The 17,426-nt window shown below is 64.0% G+C and carries 16 protein-coding genes; 7 read left to right on the forward strand and 9 right to left on the reverse strand.

The genetic code is table 11. The features are described from left to right. Window positions 1-63 precede the first annotated feature (63 nt). From I6F28_RS04830 to I6F28_RS04855, 6 genes are all read right to left on the reverse strand, one after another. A complete protein-coding gene (locus tag I6F28_RS04830) occupies window positions 64-1,263 on the reverse strand; it encodes an ABC transporter substrate-binding protein (RefSeq protein WP_035997612.1) in 1,200 nt (399 codons plus the stop codon). 81 nt (window positions 1,264-1,344) lie between these two features. Further along, window positions 1,345-3,183, reverse strand: coding sequence for an AMP-dependent synthetase/ligase (locus I6F28_RS04835; protein ID WP_225139363.1), 1,839 nt, complete (start codon window positions 3,181-3,183; stop codon window positions 1,345-1,347). A gap of 95 nt (window positions 3,184-3,278) precedes the next feature. Continuing rightward, on the reverse strand, window positions 3,279-4,067 hold the full coding sequence (locus I6F28_RS04840; protein WP_057028237.1) for an ABC transporter ATP-binding protein: 789 nt from the start codon (window positions 4,065-4,067) through the stop codon (window positions 3,279-3,281). A gap of 3 nt (window positions 4,068-4,070) precedes the next feature. Beyond that, complete coding sequence (locus tag I6F28_RS04845; protein ID WP_035997604.1) at window positions 4,071-4,829, reverse strand: ABC transporter ATP-binding protein; 759 nt, start codon at window positions 4,827-4,829, stop codon at window positions 4,071-4,073. After that, the gene (locus I6F28_RS04850; RefSeq protein ID WP_109142365.1) at window positions 4,826-5,977 is read right to left on the reverse strand and encodes a branched-chain amino acid ABC transporter permease; all 1,152 of its coding nucleotides are present in this window, start codon (window positions 5,975-5,977) and stop codon (window positions 4,826-4,828) included. Before I6F28_RS04850 ends, I6F28_RS04845 begins: the two co-directional genes overlap by 4 nt. Window positions 5,978-5,982: 5 nt before the next feature. Further along, a complete protein-coding gene (locus tag I6F28_RS04855) occupies window positions 5,983-6,858 on the reverse strand; it encodes a branched-chain amino acid ABC transporter permease (protein WP_225139364.1) in 876 nt (291 codons plus the stop codon). 274 nt (window positions 6,859-7,132) lie between these two features. Here I6F28_RS04855 and I6F28_RS04860 point away from each other — a divergent pair, with 274 nt between their 5' ends. The 6 genes from I6F28_RS04860 to I6F28_RS04885 all read left to right on the forward strand — a co-directional run bounded on the left by I6F28_RS04860 (window position 7,133) and on the right by I6F28_RS04885 (window position 13,072). Further along, complete coding sequence (locus I6F28_RS04860) at window positions 7,133-7,882, forward strand: ABC transporter ATP-binding protein (protein WP_057028575.1); 750 nt, start codon at window positions 7,133-7,135, stop codon at window positions 7,880-7,882. Then, window positions 7,879-9,399: a permease gene (locus I6F28_RS04865; protein ID WP_225139365.1), complete on the forward strand. Its 1,521-nt coding sequence runs from the start codon at window positions 7,879-7,881 to the stop codon at window positions 9,397-9,399. The genes I6F28_RS04860 and I6F28_RS04865 overlap by 4 nt, the downstream gene beginning before the upstream one ends. A gap of 91 nt (window positions 9,400-9,490) precedes the next feature. Beyond that, window positions 9,491-10,303 carry an MBL fold metallo-hydrolase gene (locus I6F28_RS04870; protein WP_035997591.1) on the forward strand — a complete coding sequence of 271 codons (813 nt, stop codon included), beginning with the start codon at window positions 9,491-9,493 and terminating at the stop codon, window positions 10,301-10,303. A 68-nt stretch (window positions 10,304-10,371) separates the two neighbouring features. Continuing rightward, window positions 10,372-11,316, forward strand: a complete 945-nt coding sequence (locus tag I6F28_RS04875) for an EamA family transporter (RefSeq protein WP_225139366.1) — start codon at window positions 10,372-10,374, stop codon at window positions 11,314-11,316. A 71-nt stretch (window positions 11,317-11,387) separates the two neighbouring features. Next, on the forward strand, window positions 11,388-11,909 hold the full coding sequence (locus I6F28_RS04880; RefSeq protein ID WP_225139367.1) for a hypothetical protein: 522 nt from the start codon (window positions 11,388-11,390) through the stop codon (window positions 11,907-11,909). A 110-nt stretch (window positions 11,910-12,019) separates the two neighbouring features. Continuing rightward, window positions 12,020-13,072 carry an amidohydrolase family protein gene (locus tag I6F28_RS04885; RefSeq protein ID WP_225139368.1) on the forward strand — a complete coding sequence of 351 codons (1,053 nt, stop codon included), beginning with the start codon at window positions 12,020-12,022 and terminating at the stop codon, window positions 13,070-13,072. Between the two features lie 83 nt (window positions 13,073-13,155). Here I6F28_RS04885 and I6F28_RS04890 read toward each other — a convergent pair whose 3' ends face one another. Continuing rightward, complete coding sequence (locus I6F28_RS04890; protein ID WP_036021269.1) at window positions 13,156-13,611, reverse strand: cupin domain-containing protein; 456 nt, start codon at window positions 13,609-13,611, stop codon at window positions 13,156-13,158. Between the two features lie 237 nt (window positions 13,612-13,848). Here I6F28_RS04890 and I6F28_RS04895 point away from each other — a divergent pair, with 237 nt between their 5' ends. Next, window positions 13,849-14,403, forward strand: a complete 555-nt coding sequence (locus I6F28_RS04895) for a hypothetical protein (RefSeq protein ID WP_225139369.1) — start codon at window positions 13,849-13,851, stop codon at window positions 14,401-14,403. Between the two features lie 89 nt (window positions 14,404-14,492). Here the strand turns inward: I6F28_RS04895 and I6F28_RS04900 are convergent, their stop codons facing one another. Both I6F28_RS04900 and pcaB read right to left on the reverse strand, forming a co-directional pair. Continuing rightward, a complete protein-coding gene (locus I6F28_RS04900) occupies window positions 14,493-15,752 on the reverse strand; it encodes an aminopeptidase (RefSeq protein WP_225139370.1) in 1,260 nt (419 codons plus the stop codon). Window positions 15,753-15,865: 113 nt separating this feature from the next. Further along, window positions 15,866-17,227 carry a 3-carboxy-cis,cis-muconate cycloisomerase gene (pcaB, locus tag I6F28_RS04905; RefSeq protein ID WP_225126517.1) on the reverse strand — a complete coding sequence of 454 codons (1,362 nt, stop codon included), beginning with the start codon at window positions 17,225-17,227 and terminating at the stop codon, window positions 15,866-15,868. Window positions 17,228-17,426: the final 199 nt, after the last annotated feature.

A 17,426-nucleotide genomic window follows, 5' to 3' on the forward strand; every position in this document is an offset into this window, starting at 1 on the left:
CGGCGATCCACCCTCTCCCAAAAGGGGAGAGGGTGCACTGAGCTCGACGCAAGAGAGCCCGCATCAGAACATCAGATTGTCCTTCACCAGCACCCAGCGGCCGCCCTTGACCTGCTGCACCTGGGTGATGGTGTTGGCGAGGTGGTCGGTCTTGGAGAACTTGGTGGGCGGCGAGTTGAAGATGTCGAGGAATTTCTCGCCCGACTCGAGCGCATCGAGCATCTTCTGCCCGGTGAGATCCTTGCCGGCCTTGTTGGCATAGAACGCAAAAGTCATCATGGCATTGTAGCCGATGATGGCTTGCGTGTTGGCGTCGGCGTTGAACATCTTCTTGTAGTTGACGAGCCAATCCTTCACCTTGCCCTTGGCGGTGTCCTCATAAGGAATCTCGAAGCCGCTGGCAGCATAGAGACCCTCGACGGCGTCCTTACCCAGCGCAGGAACCTCCATCACGTTCGTGGGGGTGGCCCCGAGGAAGGTGACGTCCCAGCCGAGCTTCTTGGCTTCGGTCATCGCCCCAATGGTCTCGCGCAGCACGGTGCCGAGCACGACGAGGTCGCAGCCATCTGACTTCATCTTGGCGATCTGCGCGCTGAAATCGGAGGCGCCGCGCTTGTAGCTCGTGATCGAGGCCGGCTGCGCCTTCATGGCAGTGAGCTGCTGATTGAAGCCATCGAGCACGTTCTTACCGTACTCGTCGTCCTGATGCATGATGCAGGGCTTCTTGAAGCCCTTCCACTCGATCATGTATTTCACCGCAGCCCGCGTGCTCTCGACATAGGGCAGCAAATTGTTGAACTTCAGGCGCTCCTGCGGCTTGGCCGGATCGAACTTGAACGTGAATTCGGCCGCCGTCAGCGGGAACAGCTGCAGGACACCGGCATCGAACAGGATGTCTTGCGCGGCGAGCACCGTCGGTGATCCCATCGGCCCCACCATCGCGAAGATCTTGTCGCGCTCGATCAGCTTTTGCGACGCCAGCACGGCCTTCTTCGGATCGTAGCCGCTGTCCTCGACGACCAGCCGGATCTTGCGGCCGTGAATTCCGCCGGCCGCATTGATCTCCTCGGCCGCCATCTTCATGCCGTTCGCGACCGGAACGCCCCACCCCTTGATCGGGCCTGACAGGTCCTGGTGAGTGCCGATGACGATCTCGGTTGCCGAGATGCCCTCGTTGGTGACCTTGGTTTGCGCTGCGGCCGGCAGACAGGTGAGCACCACGGCACCCACAGCAAGGCCGAATGCGCTGAACGATTTCGACATTGACGTCTCCTCTCCTAAAGGCCCGTATTGCACGAAGGGCGGGGCCACAGCTCCTTCGCTTTCTCGAAATGGACCGACTCGTCACGCCACCGCACGCTCGCGATACATCGCCTCGATCTCGGCGGCGTAGCGCTTGTTCACGAAGCCGCGCTTCAGCTTCATGGTCGGCGTCAGCTCCTCGTCCTCGGGCGTGAGCTGGCGCTCGATCAGGTAGAACCTCTTGATGGTCTCGACGCGGGCAAAATTGCCGTTGACCTGCTCGATCTCGCGCCCGATCAGGTCCTGGATCTCCCTCGCCCGGCACAGGCTGGCATAATTGGTGAAGGGGATGTCGTGATCCTGGGCGAACTTCTCAACATTCTCCTGGTCGATCATCACGAGGCAGGTGAGATAGGGCCGCTTGTCGCCGATCACGACCGCGTCGGAGATGTAGGGCGAGAACTTGAGCTGGTTCTCGATCTCGGACGGCGTGATGTTCTTGCCGCCCGAGGTGATGATGATGTCCTTCATCCGGTCGGTGATGCGCACGAAGCCCTCATTGTCGATGGTGCCGACGTCACCGGTGTGCAGCCAGCCGCGGGAATCGATCGTCTCTGCGGTCTTCTCCGGCTGGTTCAGATAGCCCATGAACAGGAAGTCGCCCTTGATCAGGATCTCGCCGGCGGGCGACAGCGCGACCTCGCCCCAGGGCACCGCGGTGCCGACCGATCCGAGCTTGATCTTGTCCGCGGGCATCATGGTTGCGACCCCGCAATTCTCGGTCTGACCGTAGACCTCGTGCATGTCGATGCCGAGCGCCAGATACCAGCGGATCAGCTCCGGTGCGATCGGGGCTGCGCCGGTGAACGCGATGCGGCAGCGGTCGAGCCCGATCATGCGGCGGATGTTGCGGAACGCGACCAGGTAGGAGATGCGGTTGGCGATGCGCAGCGACAGCGGCGGCGCCTTGCCCTCGAGCCGGCAATCGACCATGCGGTAGCCGATGCCGATGGCACGGCGATAGACCCATTGCTGCAGCGGCGTTGCATCCTTCAGCGCGATGGTGATGGCGGAATAGAATTTTTCCCAGACGCGCGGCACCGCCAGAAAGGCGGTCGGCTGCACCTCGCGCAGATTGTCAGGCACGGTTTCCGGGCTCTCGGCAAAATTCATCACCGAGCCGAGCGCGACCGAGATGTAATAGCCGCCGATACGCTCTGCGACGTGGCAGAGCGGCAGGAAGACCAGCCGGTTCTCGTCCTCTCGCGCAGGTATGAAGTCGTTGGCGTGCCGCATCTGGTGGGTGACGCTGCGATTGGCGTGCATCGCGCCTTTCGGCGGGCCGGTCGTGCCGGACGTATAGACGAGGACCGCGAGATCGCCGGCGCTGCGGCTGTCGATCATCTCCTGCCACAGCGCTTCGCGGCCGACCATGTGGTTGCGGCCGAGCGCGCGAAACTCGTCCAGCGACATCACCATGTCGTCGGAGAAACCGCTGAGGCCCTCCATGTCGAACACGATGATCTTCTGCAAGCTGGGGCATCGCGCGCGGCAGGTGAGAATCTTGTCGAGCTGCTCCTCGTCCTCGGCGAAGATCACCTTCGTGGCGGAGTCGTTGACGAGATACTCGACCTGGGACGAAGAATCGGTCGGATAGATTCCGCTAGAGACGCCGCCGGCGCACAATATGCCCATGTCGGCATAAACCCATTCGGGCACGGCATTGGCGATGATGGAGGCGACCTCGCCGGGCATGAAGCCGACGGCGCGGAGCGCGTAGGCGATCTCTTTGGAGATCTCCAGCCATTCTCGCCAGCTCGTCGGCTGCCAGATGCCGAACTTCTTCTCGCGGATCGCCGGCCTGTCGCCCCGCGTCTCGGCGGCGCGCAAGAAGCTCTTCGCGATCGTATCAGCGACCGTCAGCACCGCCGGTCGGGCCATGCACCTCTCCTCCTTGTCGCCTTCCCTCCGCTGCCTGCCTTGCCGGCCGGTCTTTGCTCAACGTTGGGCAAGCTCATCTTACTGCCAGCTCGTCCTCACCGCCACGTCTTCTTCTTTTTCCAGCGCCGCTCGCCGCGCGCGCCGGCTTCCTTGGCGCCAAGGTAGAATTCCTGGATGTCCTGGGAATGCATCAAGCGGTCGCAGGTATCGTTCATCACGATACGGCCGATCTCCAGCACATAGCCGTAATGGGCGGTTTCCAGCGCCACCTTGGCATTCTGCTCGACCAGCAAGATCGACATGCCCTGCTCCTCGTTGACCCGGCGGATGATGGTGAATATCTCCTTCACCAGCAGCGGCGACAGGCCGAGCGATGGCTCGTCGAGCAAGAGCAGCGTCGGCCGGTTCATCAGCGCGCGCCCGATCGCGAGCATCTGCTGCTCGCCGCCGGAGAGCTGGCCCGCCGGCTGGTTAATGCGCTCCTTCAGGCGCGGGAAATAGCCGTAGACGCGATCCATGTCTTCCGCGACGCCGTCCCGGTCCTTGCGCGGATAGGCACCCATCATCAGGTTCTCGCGCACCGAGAGGAACGGGAACACCTCGCGCCCCTCGGGCACGTGGCTGAGGCCGAGCCGCACGATGCGGTCGGCCTCCATGCGCTGGATCGGCTTGCCCATGAACTCGATCGCGCCCTTCTGCGGATCGAGGATGCCGGAGATGGTCTTCAGCACGGTGGTCTTGCCGGCCCCGTTGGCCCCGAGCAGCGTGACGATGCGCCCGCGCGGCACCTCCAGCGAGATGCCGCGGATCGCCATGATCGGCCCGTAATAGCTCTCAATGTTGGAGAGCTTGAGGATGATATCCTGGGGCGCAGCGGCATCCATCGGTCAGGCTCCCAGATACGCGGCGACGACGTCGGGGTGCTGCTGCACTTCAGCGGGCGAGCCCATCGCCAGCACCCTTCCGTAGTTCAGTGCGATGACGCGATCGGAGACCCGGTTGACCAGCGACATGTCGTGCTCGACCATCAGCACCGTGATGCCGAGCTCGGTTCTCATGTCCCGAATCCAGAACGACATATCGCCGGTCTCCTCCACGTTGAGACCCGAGGACGGCTCGTCCAGCAGGATCAGCTTCGGCTCCGAGCACAGCGCGCGCGCCAGCTCGATCACCTTGCGCACGCCGTAAGGCAGGCCCGAGATCAGCTTGTCGCGATAGGGTTCGAGGTCGAGGAATTCGATGACCTGCTCGACCCGGCGGCGGTGAACCTTTTCGTTGGCCCGCACGCTCGGCAGGAACAAGAGCTCCTGCCACAGCTGCGTGGTCGAATGGCGGTGGCGGCCGACCAGAAGGTTCGACAGCACGGTCGCGTTCTCGAACAGCTCGATGTTCTGGAAGGTACGGGCGATGCCGAGCTTGGCGATGTCGTAGGGCGGCTGCTCGGTGATGTCCTGGTCCTCGAAGAAGATGCGGCCCGAGGTCGGCCGGTAGATCCGCGAGATCAAGTTGAAGATCGAGCTCTTGCCGGCTCCGTTCGGCCCGATGATCGAGAGGATCTCGCCCTTCTCCACCGCGAACGAGACCGCATCGACCGCCTTGAGCCCGCCGAAATGCAGCGACAGGTTCTCGGCGCGGAAATAGCTCATCGATTGCGCTCCGACTTCACGTAGATCTTCTGCCGCTTGAAGGTGGCGCGCTTGTAGAGCGGGAACAGCTGGAAGAAGAGCTTGATCTTGAGCCAGCGGCCGTAGAGCCCGAGCGGCTCGAACAGCACGAACAGCACGATGATGATGCCGTAGATCGCGCCCTTCAGGCCGTTGAGCGAGGCGAAGGCCGCGACCTTCGCCTGGATATTGCCCGCAGTCGCCGTGCCGGCGCCGAATGTCGCGGCAATGCCAGCGATGATGCCGGGCATGTCGTCCTTGAGATAGGTGAGGAACGGGTCGATCATCACGATGAAGATCGCGCCGAGCACGGCGCCGTGCAGGCTGAAGGTGCCGCCGATCAGGATCACGATGATGAACTCGATCGAGAGCTGAAGCGTGAACATCTCCGGCGAGATGAAGGAGAGCTTGTGCGCGAACAGGACGCCGGCAAAGCCGGTGATCGCGGCCGAGATCGCGAACGACTTCACCTTGTAGAGCGCGACATTGACGCCCATGCTGCGCGCCGCCGTCTCGGAATCGCGGATCGCGACGAAGGCGCGGCCCGTCGGCGAACGTAGTAGATTGAGCGTGCCGACGATGGTCAGCACCAGCACGGCAAGGCAGAGGTAATAGAAGGTCGGGCTGTCGCGCGGCACGGCGACGCCGAGCAGCGACAGCGTCTTGACCCGCATGCCCTCGTTACCGTGGGTAACGCTTTCCCATCGCGCCAGGATCTCCTCCACGATCAGGGCAAACGAGATGGTGGCGATGACGAGATAGATGCCGGTGAGGCGCAGCGCCGGAAAGCCGACGATCGCGCCGATGATGCCGGTCAACAGCCCAGCCGCGAGGAAGTAGACGGGGAACGGCACGTTGTACTTCTGCAAGTACGCCGCCGTGTAGGCGCCGATCGCGAGGAACGCCGCGTGCCCAAGCGAGGCCTGGCCGGTGAAGCCGGTCAGAATCAGCAGCGCCACGCCGACGATCGCATAGATGCAGACGAAGACGAGCTGGCTCATCAGATAGCTGGAGAGCACGTGAGGCGCGATCAGCAGCAGCGCGAGCAGGACGCCGTAGGTGACGACGTAGCCCGAATGCGGGAACAGCTTGATGTCGTCCTCGTAGTCGGTCTTGAACAGGAAGCGCATGGCGTTCAGACCTTCTTGCGGACGTGGAGGCCGAACAGGCCCTCGGGCTTCAGCAGCAGCACGGTGAGCAGCACGATGTAAGGCGCGGCGTCCTTCCAGCCCTCGGGCAGGTAAAAGCCGGCCATGCTCTCGATCACGCCGATCAGGACGCCGCCGACCACCGCGCCCGGGATCGAGCCGAAGCCGCCGAGCACGGCGGCGGGAAACGCCTTCAGGCCGAGCACGAGGCCGACATTGGAGTGGATGAAGGTGATCGGCGCCAGCAGCACGCCGGCACAGGTCGCGACCGCAGCGCTGATCGCCCAGACGACCGACACCACGCGCTTGACCGGAATGCCCATGTAATAGGCTGCCAGCATATTTTCGGAGCTGGCGCGCATCGCGGTACCGAGCGTGGTCTTGTTGAAGAACAGCCAGAGCAGCGTGCACAGGATCATCGTCGCTGCGATCACCGAGAGCTTGTCGTAGGCGAGCACCAGCGAGCCCATGCGCAGCACGCCCTGGCTGAAAGGCGTCTCGATCTTCAGGTCGTCGGTGCCCCAGATCATGCCGGCGACCGAACGCAGGAAATAGCCGAGACCGATTGTGACCATGATGATGGAGAATTGCGGATAGCCGAGGATCGGCCGCACCACCACGCGCTCGGCCAGCATGCCGAACAGCGCCATGGCGGCGACCGCACCGGCGAAGCCGATCCAGTAGTTCAGGCCCATCATGCCGATGAAGGTGAAGGCGAAGAAACCGCCCAGCATCATCAGATCGCCCTGGGCGAAATTGACGACTTCGGTGGCCTTGTAGACGAGCACGAAGCCGAGCGCGATCAGGCCGTAGACGCAGCCGAGCGCAATACCGCTGACCAGCTGCTGAACGAAATCCAGCATTGACGCGCGTCCTCCCCGATGCAACCGGCGTTCTTCGAGGCCGCCTTGCCGCATCTTGTGTCCAGTCGCTACGCAGTCGTTTCGCCGCGTTAGCGCCATTTGTCCGGAATCAATTCAGCCTGAACGCCCGCGCGCTGTCAACAAACGGTGACTTGTCGGGATGCCTTGCCTTTAGTCCAATCCGGTTGGCGGAATTTGCGGCAGTGCGATTCACGGTGCCGAAACATCTTCGGGTCATGGTCGCGGGCGATGCAAACCGGATGGTGTGGCCGTCATGAAGCCGGACAACTCGGCCCTGGAAGTCCGAGGGTTAACGAAGCGTTTTGACCGTCTGGCGGTCGACAGCCTCGATCTCACCATTCACGCCGGCGAATTCTACGCGCTGGTCGGCCCCAATGGCGCCGGCAAGACCACCACTTTACGCATGGTTGCGGGCCTGCTCAGGCCCGATGCCGGCGCCGTCTCGATCTTCGGCATCGATGCCCTCCAAGACCCCGTCGCCGCCAAGCAGGTGATGGCCTGGGTCTCCGACGAGCCCATGATCTACGACAAGCTCACCCCGCTCGAATATCTCGAATTCGTCGCCGGCCTCTGGGGCATCGCGCCGTCAATCTCGCAACCGGCCGCCGAGGAACTGCTCGATTCGCTCGGCCTCGAGGCGCACCGCCACGAGCGCTGCGAAGGCTTTTCCAAGGGCATGCGCCAGAAGGTCGCTCTCGCAGGGGCGCTGGTGCACGATCCCCGCCTCATCATTCTCGATGAACCCTTGACGGGGCTCGATGCGGTTTCCGCCCGCCATGTGAAGGGCCTGCTCAGCGCGCGTGTCCGCGCCGGCTGCACCGTCATCATGACCACGCATATCCTCGAAGTCGCCGAGCGCATGGCCGACCGCATCGGCGTGATCGCCTCCGGCCGCCTGGTCGCGGAAGGCACGCTCACCGAGCTGCGCCACCAGAACGGCCATGCCGACACCAGCCTGGAAGATCTCTTCATCGCGCTGGTGACGCTTCAGGAAGCGGCATGAGCTCGGCCACCGCGCTGTCCTGGTTTGCCCGCCACGAGCTGCGGCTCGCCTGGCTCGCCATGATGACGGGCGGGCGGCGCAAACGGGGGCGCGCCGCAATCATCGGCCTCATGTGCTTCGCCGCGCTGCTCCACCTGCCGGCCTGGGCGGTGATCGGCCGTTTCGCCGACCTGCAGTTGCCGCTCGACAAATCCTCTCTGATCGTGATTTCGGCGACGATCTTTCTCGCCTGGACCTTGATGCTGTCGCAGGCGATCGAATCCGTGACGCGGGTATTCTACGCCCGCGCCGATCTCGACCTGATCATGTCCTCGCCGGCGCGGCTGGCCAATCTGTTCTCGGTCCGCATCGCCGCGATCGCGCTGACCGTCACCGTGCTGGCGCTGCTGTTCTCGACGCCCTTCATCGACGTTCTGGTGATCGGCGGCGGCGCGCGCTGGCTGGCGGCCTTCGGCGTCGTCATTGCGATGGGCCTGTCCGCGGCGGCGATCGCGATCGCCGTCACCATTCTCCTGTTCCGGTTGATCGGCCCGGCGCGGACGCGCCTGATCGCACAGATCCTCGCCGCCATCATCGGTGCGGGTTTCGTGATCGCGCTTCAGGTCGCCGCGATCATGTCCTACGGCACGCTGTCGCGCTTCACCATCCTGACCTCGGGCAGCGTTGCCGCCTACGCCCCCGACGTCGACAGCATCTGGTGGTGGCCGGCGCGGGCAGCGATGGGCGACAGCGAGGCGCTGGCGCTGCTTCTCGCGCTCGCTCTGGTCATGCTCGGCGGCGTGATGGCGATCTTCTCGCACCGCTTTGCCGACACCGCGATCGATGCGGCGGCCTACGCCACGTCCGGCCGCGTCCGTGCCAAGGAGCGCCCGTTCCGCGGCGGATCGCGCCAGCAGGCGCTGCGTCGCAAGGAATTCATGCTGCTGTGGCGCGATCCATGGCTGATCTCGCAGACCTTGATGCAGCTGCTCTATCTGGTGCCGCCGGCGCTGCTGCTCTGGCGTAATTTCGCCGACAGCTCCGCGGCGCTGACACTGATCACACCCGTCATCGTGATGGCGGCCGGACAGCTCGCCGGCGGGCTCGCCTGGCTGACGATCTCGGGCGAGGACGCGCCCGACTTGGTCGCGACCGCGCCCTTGATGCCGTCCGGCATCATCCGTGCCAAGATCGAGGTGGTGCTGATCGCGATTGCCGCAATCTTCGCTCCGCTGCTCGCGGCGCTGGCCTTTGCCTCGCCATCCCAAGCCGCAATCAGCGCGGGTGCGATCATCATCAGCGCGGCCTCGGCGACCGCGATCCAGCTCTGGTTCCGGGTGCAGGCAAGGCGCAGCCAATTCCGGCGCCGTCAGACGTCTTCGCGGCTTGCAACCTTCGCCGAGGCCTTCTCATCGATCGGCTGGGCCGCCACCGCCGCACTGCTGCTCGCCCTTCCCCTGGCCGGCCTCATCAGCGGCCTGATTACCGCAGGCCTCGTCGCGGTCACCTGGAAGTTCAGCCCGAAGCGCGAGCAATAGGTGCGACACTGACGCGCTGTTGATCGCACCCCATTGGCGATGCTCCGCATTGCACGCTAGACTTCGCTGTGAAGTCATCGGGGACGGATCCATGCGACGACTGGTTTTGGCGGCTATCGCGCTGTTCGGCGCATTCCTGACCCCTGCCCTGGCCCAGCAACCACTGCGCAGCGAATGCCTGGCGATGGCCAACGCGGCGCCGCGGATCATGCCGGTCGTCTTCAGGCAGGCTGCAGCTGCGCCCGAGGTCGAGATCACCTATGCCGGCCATTCCACCTATTTCATCGACACGCCCGCCGGCTTGCGCATCGCGACCGACTATAGCGGCGCCTACCAGGTCGGGCGACTGCCCGATGTCGTCACCATGAACCGGGCGCACAGCACCCATTACACTCTCTTTCCGGACAAGCGCATTCCCCACGTGCTGCATGGCTGGAGCGAGGACGGCAAGCCGGCGATCGTGTCGCAGCGCATCAGCGACACCTTCATCCGCAACGTCACCACCGACATCCGCCGCTATTACGGCGACGATGCCGGCAGCGACATGATCCGCGACGGCAATTCCATCTTCATCTTCGAGGCAGCCGGCCTCTGCATCGGCCATCTCGGCCACCTCCATCACAAGCTCGACGACAGCCATTTCGCCCAGATCGGACGGCTCGACATCGTGATGGTGCCGATCGACGGCACTTATACCATGACGCTCGACGGCATCTCCGAGATCACCAAGCGGCTGCGCGCCTCGGTGGTATTGCCGATGCACCGCTTCGCCACCCCGCTCGACGACTTCATGCGCCGGATCGGCCAGCAGTTCGAGATCGACCGGCGCGTCGAGCGCTCCTTCCGGATGTCACGGGATACGCTGCCGACGAAGCCGACGGTGATCATCCTCGACGGGGTCTGACTCAGAACCGGAACGCATCACCCGTCAACGACTTGGTTGCTCCAAGACCCACCTCAGTCGGAGCAATCATGAGCAGACGGTTCCTGGTCATCGGCTCGTTTGCGGCCATCTATCTCCTGTGGGGTTCCACCTATTTCGCCATCACGCTGGGCTTGCAATCGATACCGCCGTTTCTGCTGATGGCCGTTCGATCGTTATGCGGCGGCATGATCTTGCTCGCCTTCAGCGGCAGGCATGTCGCGAATACCCCGGGCCGGACATGGTTGCAGGCAGGCCTTTGCGGGCTGCTTTTCTTCGTCGGCTGCCACGGCGTTCTCGCCTTCGCACAACAATCGGTTCCGTCCGGCGTGGCCGCCATCGTGCTCGCCACGATTCCGTTCTGGATCCTTCTGGCGGACACGCTCTTTCCGGGCGATCAGCGCCCGCGGCCGATCGCGCTGCTCGCGCTCATCCCCGGCTTCGTGGGCGTCGGGCTCGTGGCATGGCAAAATGCCGAGCAGGCCGGCATCAGCATGCTTCCGATCGTCTGGCTGCTCGCGGCGGCGCTGTCGTGGTCGATCGGCACCGTGCTGTCGCGCAGCATGTCGCATCAAGCATCCGCGATCGCGCTGTCTGGCATGCAACTGTCGATCGGGGGCGCCGTGTTGTTCGCGATCAGCTGGCTGACGGGCGAGCTGGAGAGTTTTAGACCGAGCGAGGTTTCAATGACGTCCGTTGCAGCAGCTCTTTGGCTGATCGTCTCCGGCAGCGTCATCGGCTTCGCCGCCTACAATTGGCTGCTCGAGAATGTCTCGACCTCCCTGGTCTCGACCTACACATTCGTCAATCCGGTCATCGCGGTGCTGCTCGGCACCCTCGTGCTCGCAGAGCCGTTCTCTCGCATGATGCTCGTGGGCGCGAGTCTCGTCATTGTCGCCGTTGTCGCCATCTGGCGTGCTGAGAGCTCGAGCAATCGGTCGACGCAGGCGGAGGCCGATCGTCCCATGAGACATCTGTCGCTGCGCAAGACCTGACGACCGACGGCAATTTTCTCCAAGTCGCCCGCGGCTCATCCGTGCTGAATCCTCCGCAGCAGGAGAGCAACATGAACGACTTTGCGAGACTTCTTCACGCCAGCGCACCGCATCCCGAGCACGCGGCCGCGCTCCGGCTCTACGGCCGTTTCGTCGGCGACTGGGACGCCGAGATCACCGCCTTTGGACCGGACGGCAGAAGCCACACCGCGCCGGGCGAAATCCATTTCGGCTGGGTGCTGGAAGGCCGTGCGGTGCAGGACGTCTGGATCATTCCCCGGCCGGCGGGCAGCGCAGCCTTTCCGATCGCCGGCAATTGGTACGGCACCACGCTGCGCGTCTACGATCCGGCCATGGATGCGTGGCGGATTTCCTGGTTCGATCCGGGCCGCCGCGTGTTCCGGCAGCAGCTCGGCCGTCCCCGCGGCGAGGACATCGTGCAGGAAGGCACGACCGAATCCGGCGAGCTGACGCGCTGGAGCTTTACTGAGATTACCGGGGACTCCTTCCGTTGGCGTGGGGAGATCAAGCCGGCCACGGCAGTGGACTGGCGGCTGATGGTCGAAGTAAGAGCAAGACGGCGGACGGGCTGACGAGCATACCGCATTGCTCGTGATGATGGGTGCGGTTGCGCAAGGCGCGCTGCTGCATGCGGAAATGAGGTGCTAGGCTCCCGACACAAAACATCAGGGAGCGAAGGCCGATGGCAGCAAGCGGTGTGCCCGCCAACACGAGCGGGCTGTTCGTCGATCCGCGTGAGGACTGGCTCGCGCTGCATCGGGAGGAGACCATCGATCCCTTGCGGCCGATCGTCGATCCCCATCACCATCTGTGGAATCGCGGGCACCGCTATCTGATCGAGGAGATGGCCGCCGACATCGCCTCCGGTCACAACGTCATCGCCACCGTCTATGTCGACTGCCGTTCGATGTACCGCGCGCATGGACCCGAGGCGTTCCGGCCCGTGGGCGAGGTCGAGTTCGCCAACGGCGTCGCCGCCATGAGTGCAAGCGGTGGCTACGGCAAGGCCGCGATCTGCGCTGGCATCGTGAGCCATGCCAATCTGCTGCTCGGCGACGCCGCAAAGGGCGTGCTGGAAGCCGAGATCGCCGCTGGCAACGGCCGCTTTCGCGGCATCAGGCATTCATCGGCCTGGGACGAAGATCCTGTCGTCGCCGGCATGTATGCGAACAGACCGAAGGGATTGTTGCAGGATCCGACCTTCCGCAAAGGCTTTGCCTGCCTCGCGCCCCTCAAACTCAGCTTCGATGCCTGGCTGTTCCACCCGCAAATCGGTGAGCTCACGGCACTGGCGCGCGCCTTCCCCGACACCAGGATTGTGCTCGACCATTGCGGCGGCCCGGTCGGAACCGGCCGCTTCGCGGGCCGGCGCGAGGAGGTGTTTGCGCAATGGCGCGCCTCGATCCGGGAGATCGCGACATGCGAAAATGTGGTGGTGAAGCTCGGTGGTCTCGCGATGTGCCTGCTTGGCTACGACTTCCATTTGCGCGAGAGGCCGCCGACATCCGAGGAGCTTGCCGCGGCCTGGCGGCCCTATGTCGAGACCTGCATCGAGGCGTTCGGCCCGAAGCGCGCGATGTTCGAGAGCAATTTCCCCCCGGACAAGGGCCAGTGCAGTTACCAGGTGATCTTCAACGCCTTCAAGCGTATCGCCTCAAAGCTGAGCGAGGCCGACAAGACGGCGTTGTTCTCGCAGACCGCGATCGACGTCTACCGGCTCGAGCTGCCGTCATGACGAAAAGAGGGGCCGGGACATGGATCCCGACCCCTCTTCGTCGTGGCCGCTGGGAAGCGTCCTTGAAACCTTTGGGTGTCCGCTTAGCCAGTGCCCATCAGCGAGGCGGGACGCGGCGCGGCGGTGGAGGTGAAGATCTTCTTTAGCTTGTTGACGACGCGGATCAGGAAACCGATCATCACCGGATTGGTCTTGCGGCAGAAGGCGATCTTCTTGACGTGGCCTTCGACATGCCATTTGGCATGCGCGCCGTCGCGGAAGAAAATGACGTCGCCGGGGCCGTAGCGCTTGGGCGGCATGCCGTCGCTCTCGAGCACGATCGATCCTTCCATGATCATGATCGTCTCGTCGATGTCGTAGTACCAGTTGAAGCGGCCTTCGGTGCAGTGCCAGATGATTGTCTGCGCGGTGCCATCGGCGCTGGTCGACAGCACCCGGGAGCGGGATACCGGATTGCCCTCGATGATCCAGGACGGCTCGATCGGCCGCAGCTCGAGGTCCACATTGCAACTACCGATTTCAATCAATGTGCGCGACATCTGCTTCCCCAGAAGATTTAAATATGAATGGCCGGGTCTCGGCCCGGATTGCTTCGAAAGAAGTTGGGACGCTAGTAGGCTGCTTTTAATTCTTTCTTACATGGCACTCGACAATCAGCCCCGAGTTGCGGGTGCGATACGGTTAACGTCACGATTTCCTCTGCGAATTCGCACATATGAACCTAGCTTGTCCGGGGTGCGACAAAGTGCGCGAAGTCTTGGGAAGGAGCCGCACCGATGCCCCTCACGCCGGAGATGCTGACAGCCAACAGCGAGGTCGTCGCCAGGCTCCGCAGTCTCGACGTCTCCTTGGAACCGGACGAGGAGCCCTGGTTCACCATCGACGGCGTCGAAAGTCCGCGGCACATCGGCAGTGACGGCTCCGGCAGCGCGTTCGTGCTGCTGCCGTCGCAGAATGTGCTCTATGTCTCGTCAGAGGGCCGCGCGGGCATCATCGCGGAAAGTTTCGATGCATTGATCCAGCTTGTCGTTGCCCGTCCCTACTGGCGCGACATCCTCAAATTCTCCGGGGGCGGCGACCTTGCAGAGATGCGCCGCGCGGCGGATGCGCTGGAGGCAAGGCTCCAAGACGAGGATGACGTCAGCGAGGCCCGCGAACAGATCCGCGGCGCGCTCGCGCTGGCGGACGCGGACGATCCGGTTGGCGCGCTCTACGAGGCGGTGGCGGCGTCCGACGCGATCGTGCGGGCCACCGACGGCAGCCCGTTCACGACGCTGTTCAGCCGCTTCAGCATCGACAACAGCCCGACCCTGCGCAACGCGGCGGCGTGAGGGGGAAGACTGACGCGAGGACGTTCACCTCTCCCCAGCGGGGAGAGGTTGACCACGTCCTGGGCTGCCTATTTGGACCAAAATCTAGATTACGACTTCGCCCATTCGCCCTTGCGGAAGACGGGCACCTTGCTGCCGTCGGCCAAGATGCCGTCGATGTCGGTCTCGGCCGAGCCGATCATCCAATCAATATGGATCAGGCTCTGGTTGCCGCCTTGCGCCGCGATCTGCTGCGGCGTGAGCTGGGCACCGTTGACGAAGCATTTCGAATAGCACTGGCCGAGCGCGATGTGCGAGGCCGCGTTCTCGTCGAACAGCGTGTTGTAGAACAACAGCCCGCTCTGCGAGATCGGCGAGGAATGCGGCACCAAGGCCACCTCGCCGAGGCGCCGCGCGCCCTCGTCGGTATCGAGCACCTTGTTCAGCACCTCGGCGCCGCGCGAGGCCTTGGCGTCGACGATCTTGCCGTCCTCGAACCGCACCGCGATGTTGTCGATCAGCGTGCCCTGATAGGACAGCGGCTTCGAGCTCACGACGTGGCCGTAGACGCGGCGGCAATGCGGCGTGGTGAAGACCTCTTCGGTCGGGATATTTGCGTTGCAGCTGATGCCGTTCTTGGACAGCGAGGCGCCGCCTTCCCATTCGTGGCCGTCGGCAAGGCCGATGGTGAGATCGGTGCCGGGACCCGAGTACTGAAGCGCGCGGAAACGCTGGCCGTTGAGCCAGTTGGTGCGCTCGCGCAGCACCGCATTGTGGCTCGCCCAATTGCTGATCGCGTCCTCGCGATCGACACGGGACGCGGCGAAAATCGCGTCTGCGAGCTTGCCGACCGCAACGTCGTCGGGATCGTTCGGGAACACCAGCTTCGCCCAGGACGCGCTCGGATAGGCGATGATATTCCAGTTGGTGTCGAAATTGACGATCTTCTCCAGCGCAGGCTGATAGGCCATCGAATTGGCCTTGCTGGCGCGCGCCACCTTGGAAGGATCCTCGCCGGACAGCAACATCGGGTTGTCGCCGACGATGGCAAGCCGTGCAGTGTTGTCGGAGAACGCCTTGGCCATGCCCTCGTAGAGCCAGCCGGCGGCACGATCGAAACTGTTGTCGTGGCCGTGGCGGTAGCGCGCCAGCGTCATCTCCTCGTCCGACAGGATCGGCGTCACGAGGCCAGCGCCGGCCTTGTAGGCATGCACGGCGATCCGCCGCACCAGCGGCAGCGCGATCGCGGGCGCCGTCAGAAGCAGATCCTGTCCCGGCCGCAAGCCCAGGCCCACTTTCACCGCCACCTCGGCCAGCCGGTCGAGCTTCGCCGGATCGATGGGAGTGGAAGGATTGCGTTGATCAGTCATGCCGGGCCCTCTGCCGAAAGTCGCTCACCCAATCTAAGTCTAGCACCGCGAGACACAAGTATGCGAGCGTCTTGCGGCCTTGGAAAGATACGCAGTTTCACGCATTTTGGTTTTCAACGCGTTGCCGATTTCAGCACCCGGTCGACCATGGCGGGCGCAAGGCCGAGGTAATTTTTCGGTGAAGTGAGCGCCTCGATTGTGGCATGATCGATGCGGCTCGATATCCGTGAATCTGCGGATAGCGCGTCAGCAAGGCTCATTCCCTTCTCGTTGGCCTGACGGCAGGCGTCGTAGACGACGTCGTGCGCCTCCTGCCGGCCGATCTGCGGGGCGAGGCCCATCATGACCGCTTCGGCCACGATCAGGCCGCGGCTGATGGCGAGATTGTCGTTCATCTTCGCCTCGTCCACGATGAGGCCCGCGAGCGCGAACTTCGCCTGATGCAGCGCGCCGGCGGTCAGCACGAAGCTTTCCGGGATCGCCATCCATTCCGCGTGCCAGGGGCCGGTGGCACGCTCGAAATCCTGCACCATGGCGTCGAGCATCAGGCCGGCGTGCTGGCGCACCGCCTTGGAGGCCGCAAGCATCAGCTCCGAGGAGATCGGGTTGCGCTTCTGCGGCATGGTCGAGGAGGCGCCGCGCCCCTTGACGAAGGGCTCGTAGACCTCGGCGAACTCGGTCGAGGCCATGATCATGATGTCGAGCGCGATCTTGCCGAGAGAGCCGGTGACGAGAGCAAGGAAGTTCACGGCTTCGGCGAAGCCGTCGCGCGCGACGTGCCAGGTCGAGGCGGGAACGCCGAGCTTCAGCTCGTTGCAGAGCGCCTCCTGCACCTCGAACCCCCTGTCGCCGAGCGAAGCCAGCGTACCGGCCGCGCCGGCGAACTGACCGACCAGCACGCGCGGCTTCAGCTGCGCCAGCCGCTCGGCGTGGCGGTCGAACATCGCGAGCCAGATCGCGCTCTTGTAGCCGAAGGTCACCGGCAGCGCCTGTTGCAGATGGGTGCGGCCCGCCATCGCCGTGTCGCGATGGCGCTTCGACAGATCGGCGAGGATCTTGCGCAGCTCGGCGATGTCACGTTCGACGATCTCGAGCGCGGCGCGCAGTTGCAGCACCACGGCGGTGTCCATAATGTCCTGCGTGGTGGCGCCCCAATGCACGTAGCGGCCCGCCTCGCCGCATTGCTTCACCATTTGATGCACCAAAGGCAGGATCGGGTAGCCGACGACATCGGTCTCCTGCCTGAGCAGATCGAAGTCGAGCGCGCCGATGTCGGTCCGCGCCGCGATCGCTGCGGCCGCCTCGTGTGGGATCACACCGCACTTCGCCTCCGCCTTCGCCAGCGCCACCTCGACCTCGGCATAGCGTGCGACCGTCGCGACGTCCGAGAACACCTCGCGCATCTCAGGCGTACCGAAGGCGTCGCGAAACAGCAGGGAGTCGAGCACAGTGGTGGCGGCGGGGAAAGCAGGCATGGACACTTCTTCTGGGTTGGTGTTTTCTGTCGGTGTACCTTACGTACGCAGGGCAGATCGGCAAAGGGCATTCCCCGTTGTGCGCGCCACTAAAACGGCATTCCCGCGCAATGGCGAAGCCGTTGTCGCTGAGAGGGCCTGCGCTACGCTCCCGCGCTCCAGGATGACGGTGCTGGAGGGGCGCCTGATCTCGTCGCCA

This window comes from Bradyrhizobium sp. NBAIM14, assembly GCF_020193895.1.
Lineage (GTDB): Bacteria > Pseudomonadota > Alphaproteobacteria > Rhizobiales > Xanthobacteraceae > Bradyrhizobium > Bradyrhizobium yuanmingense.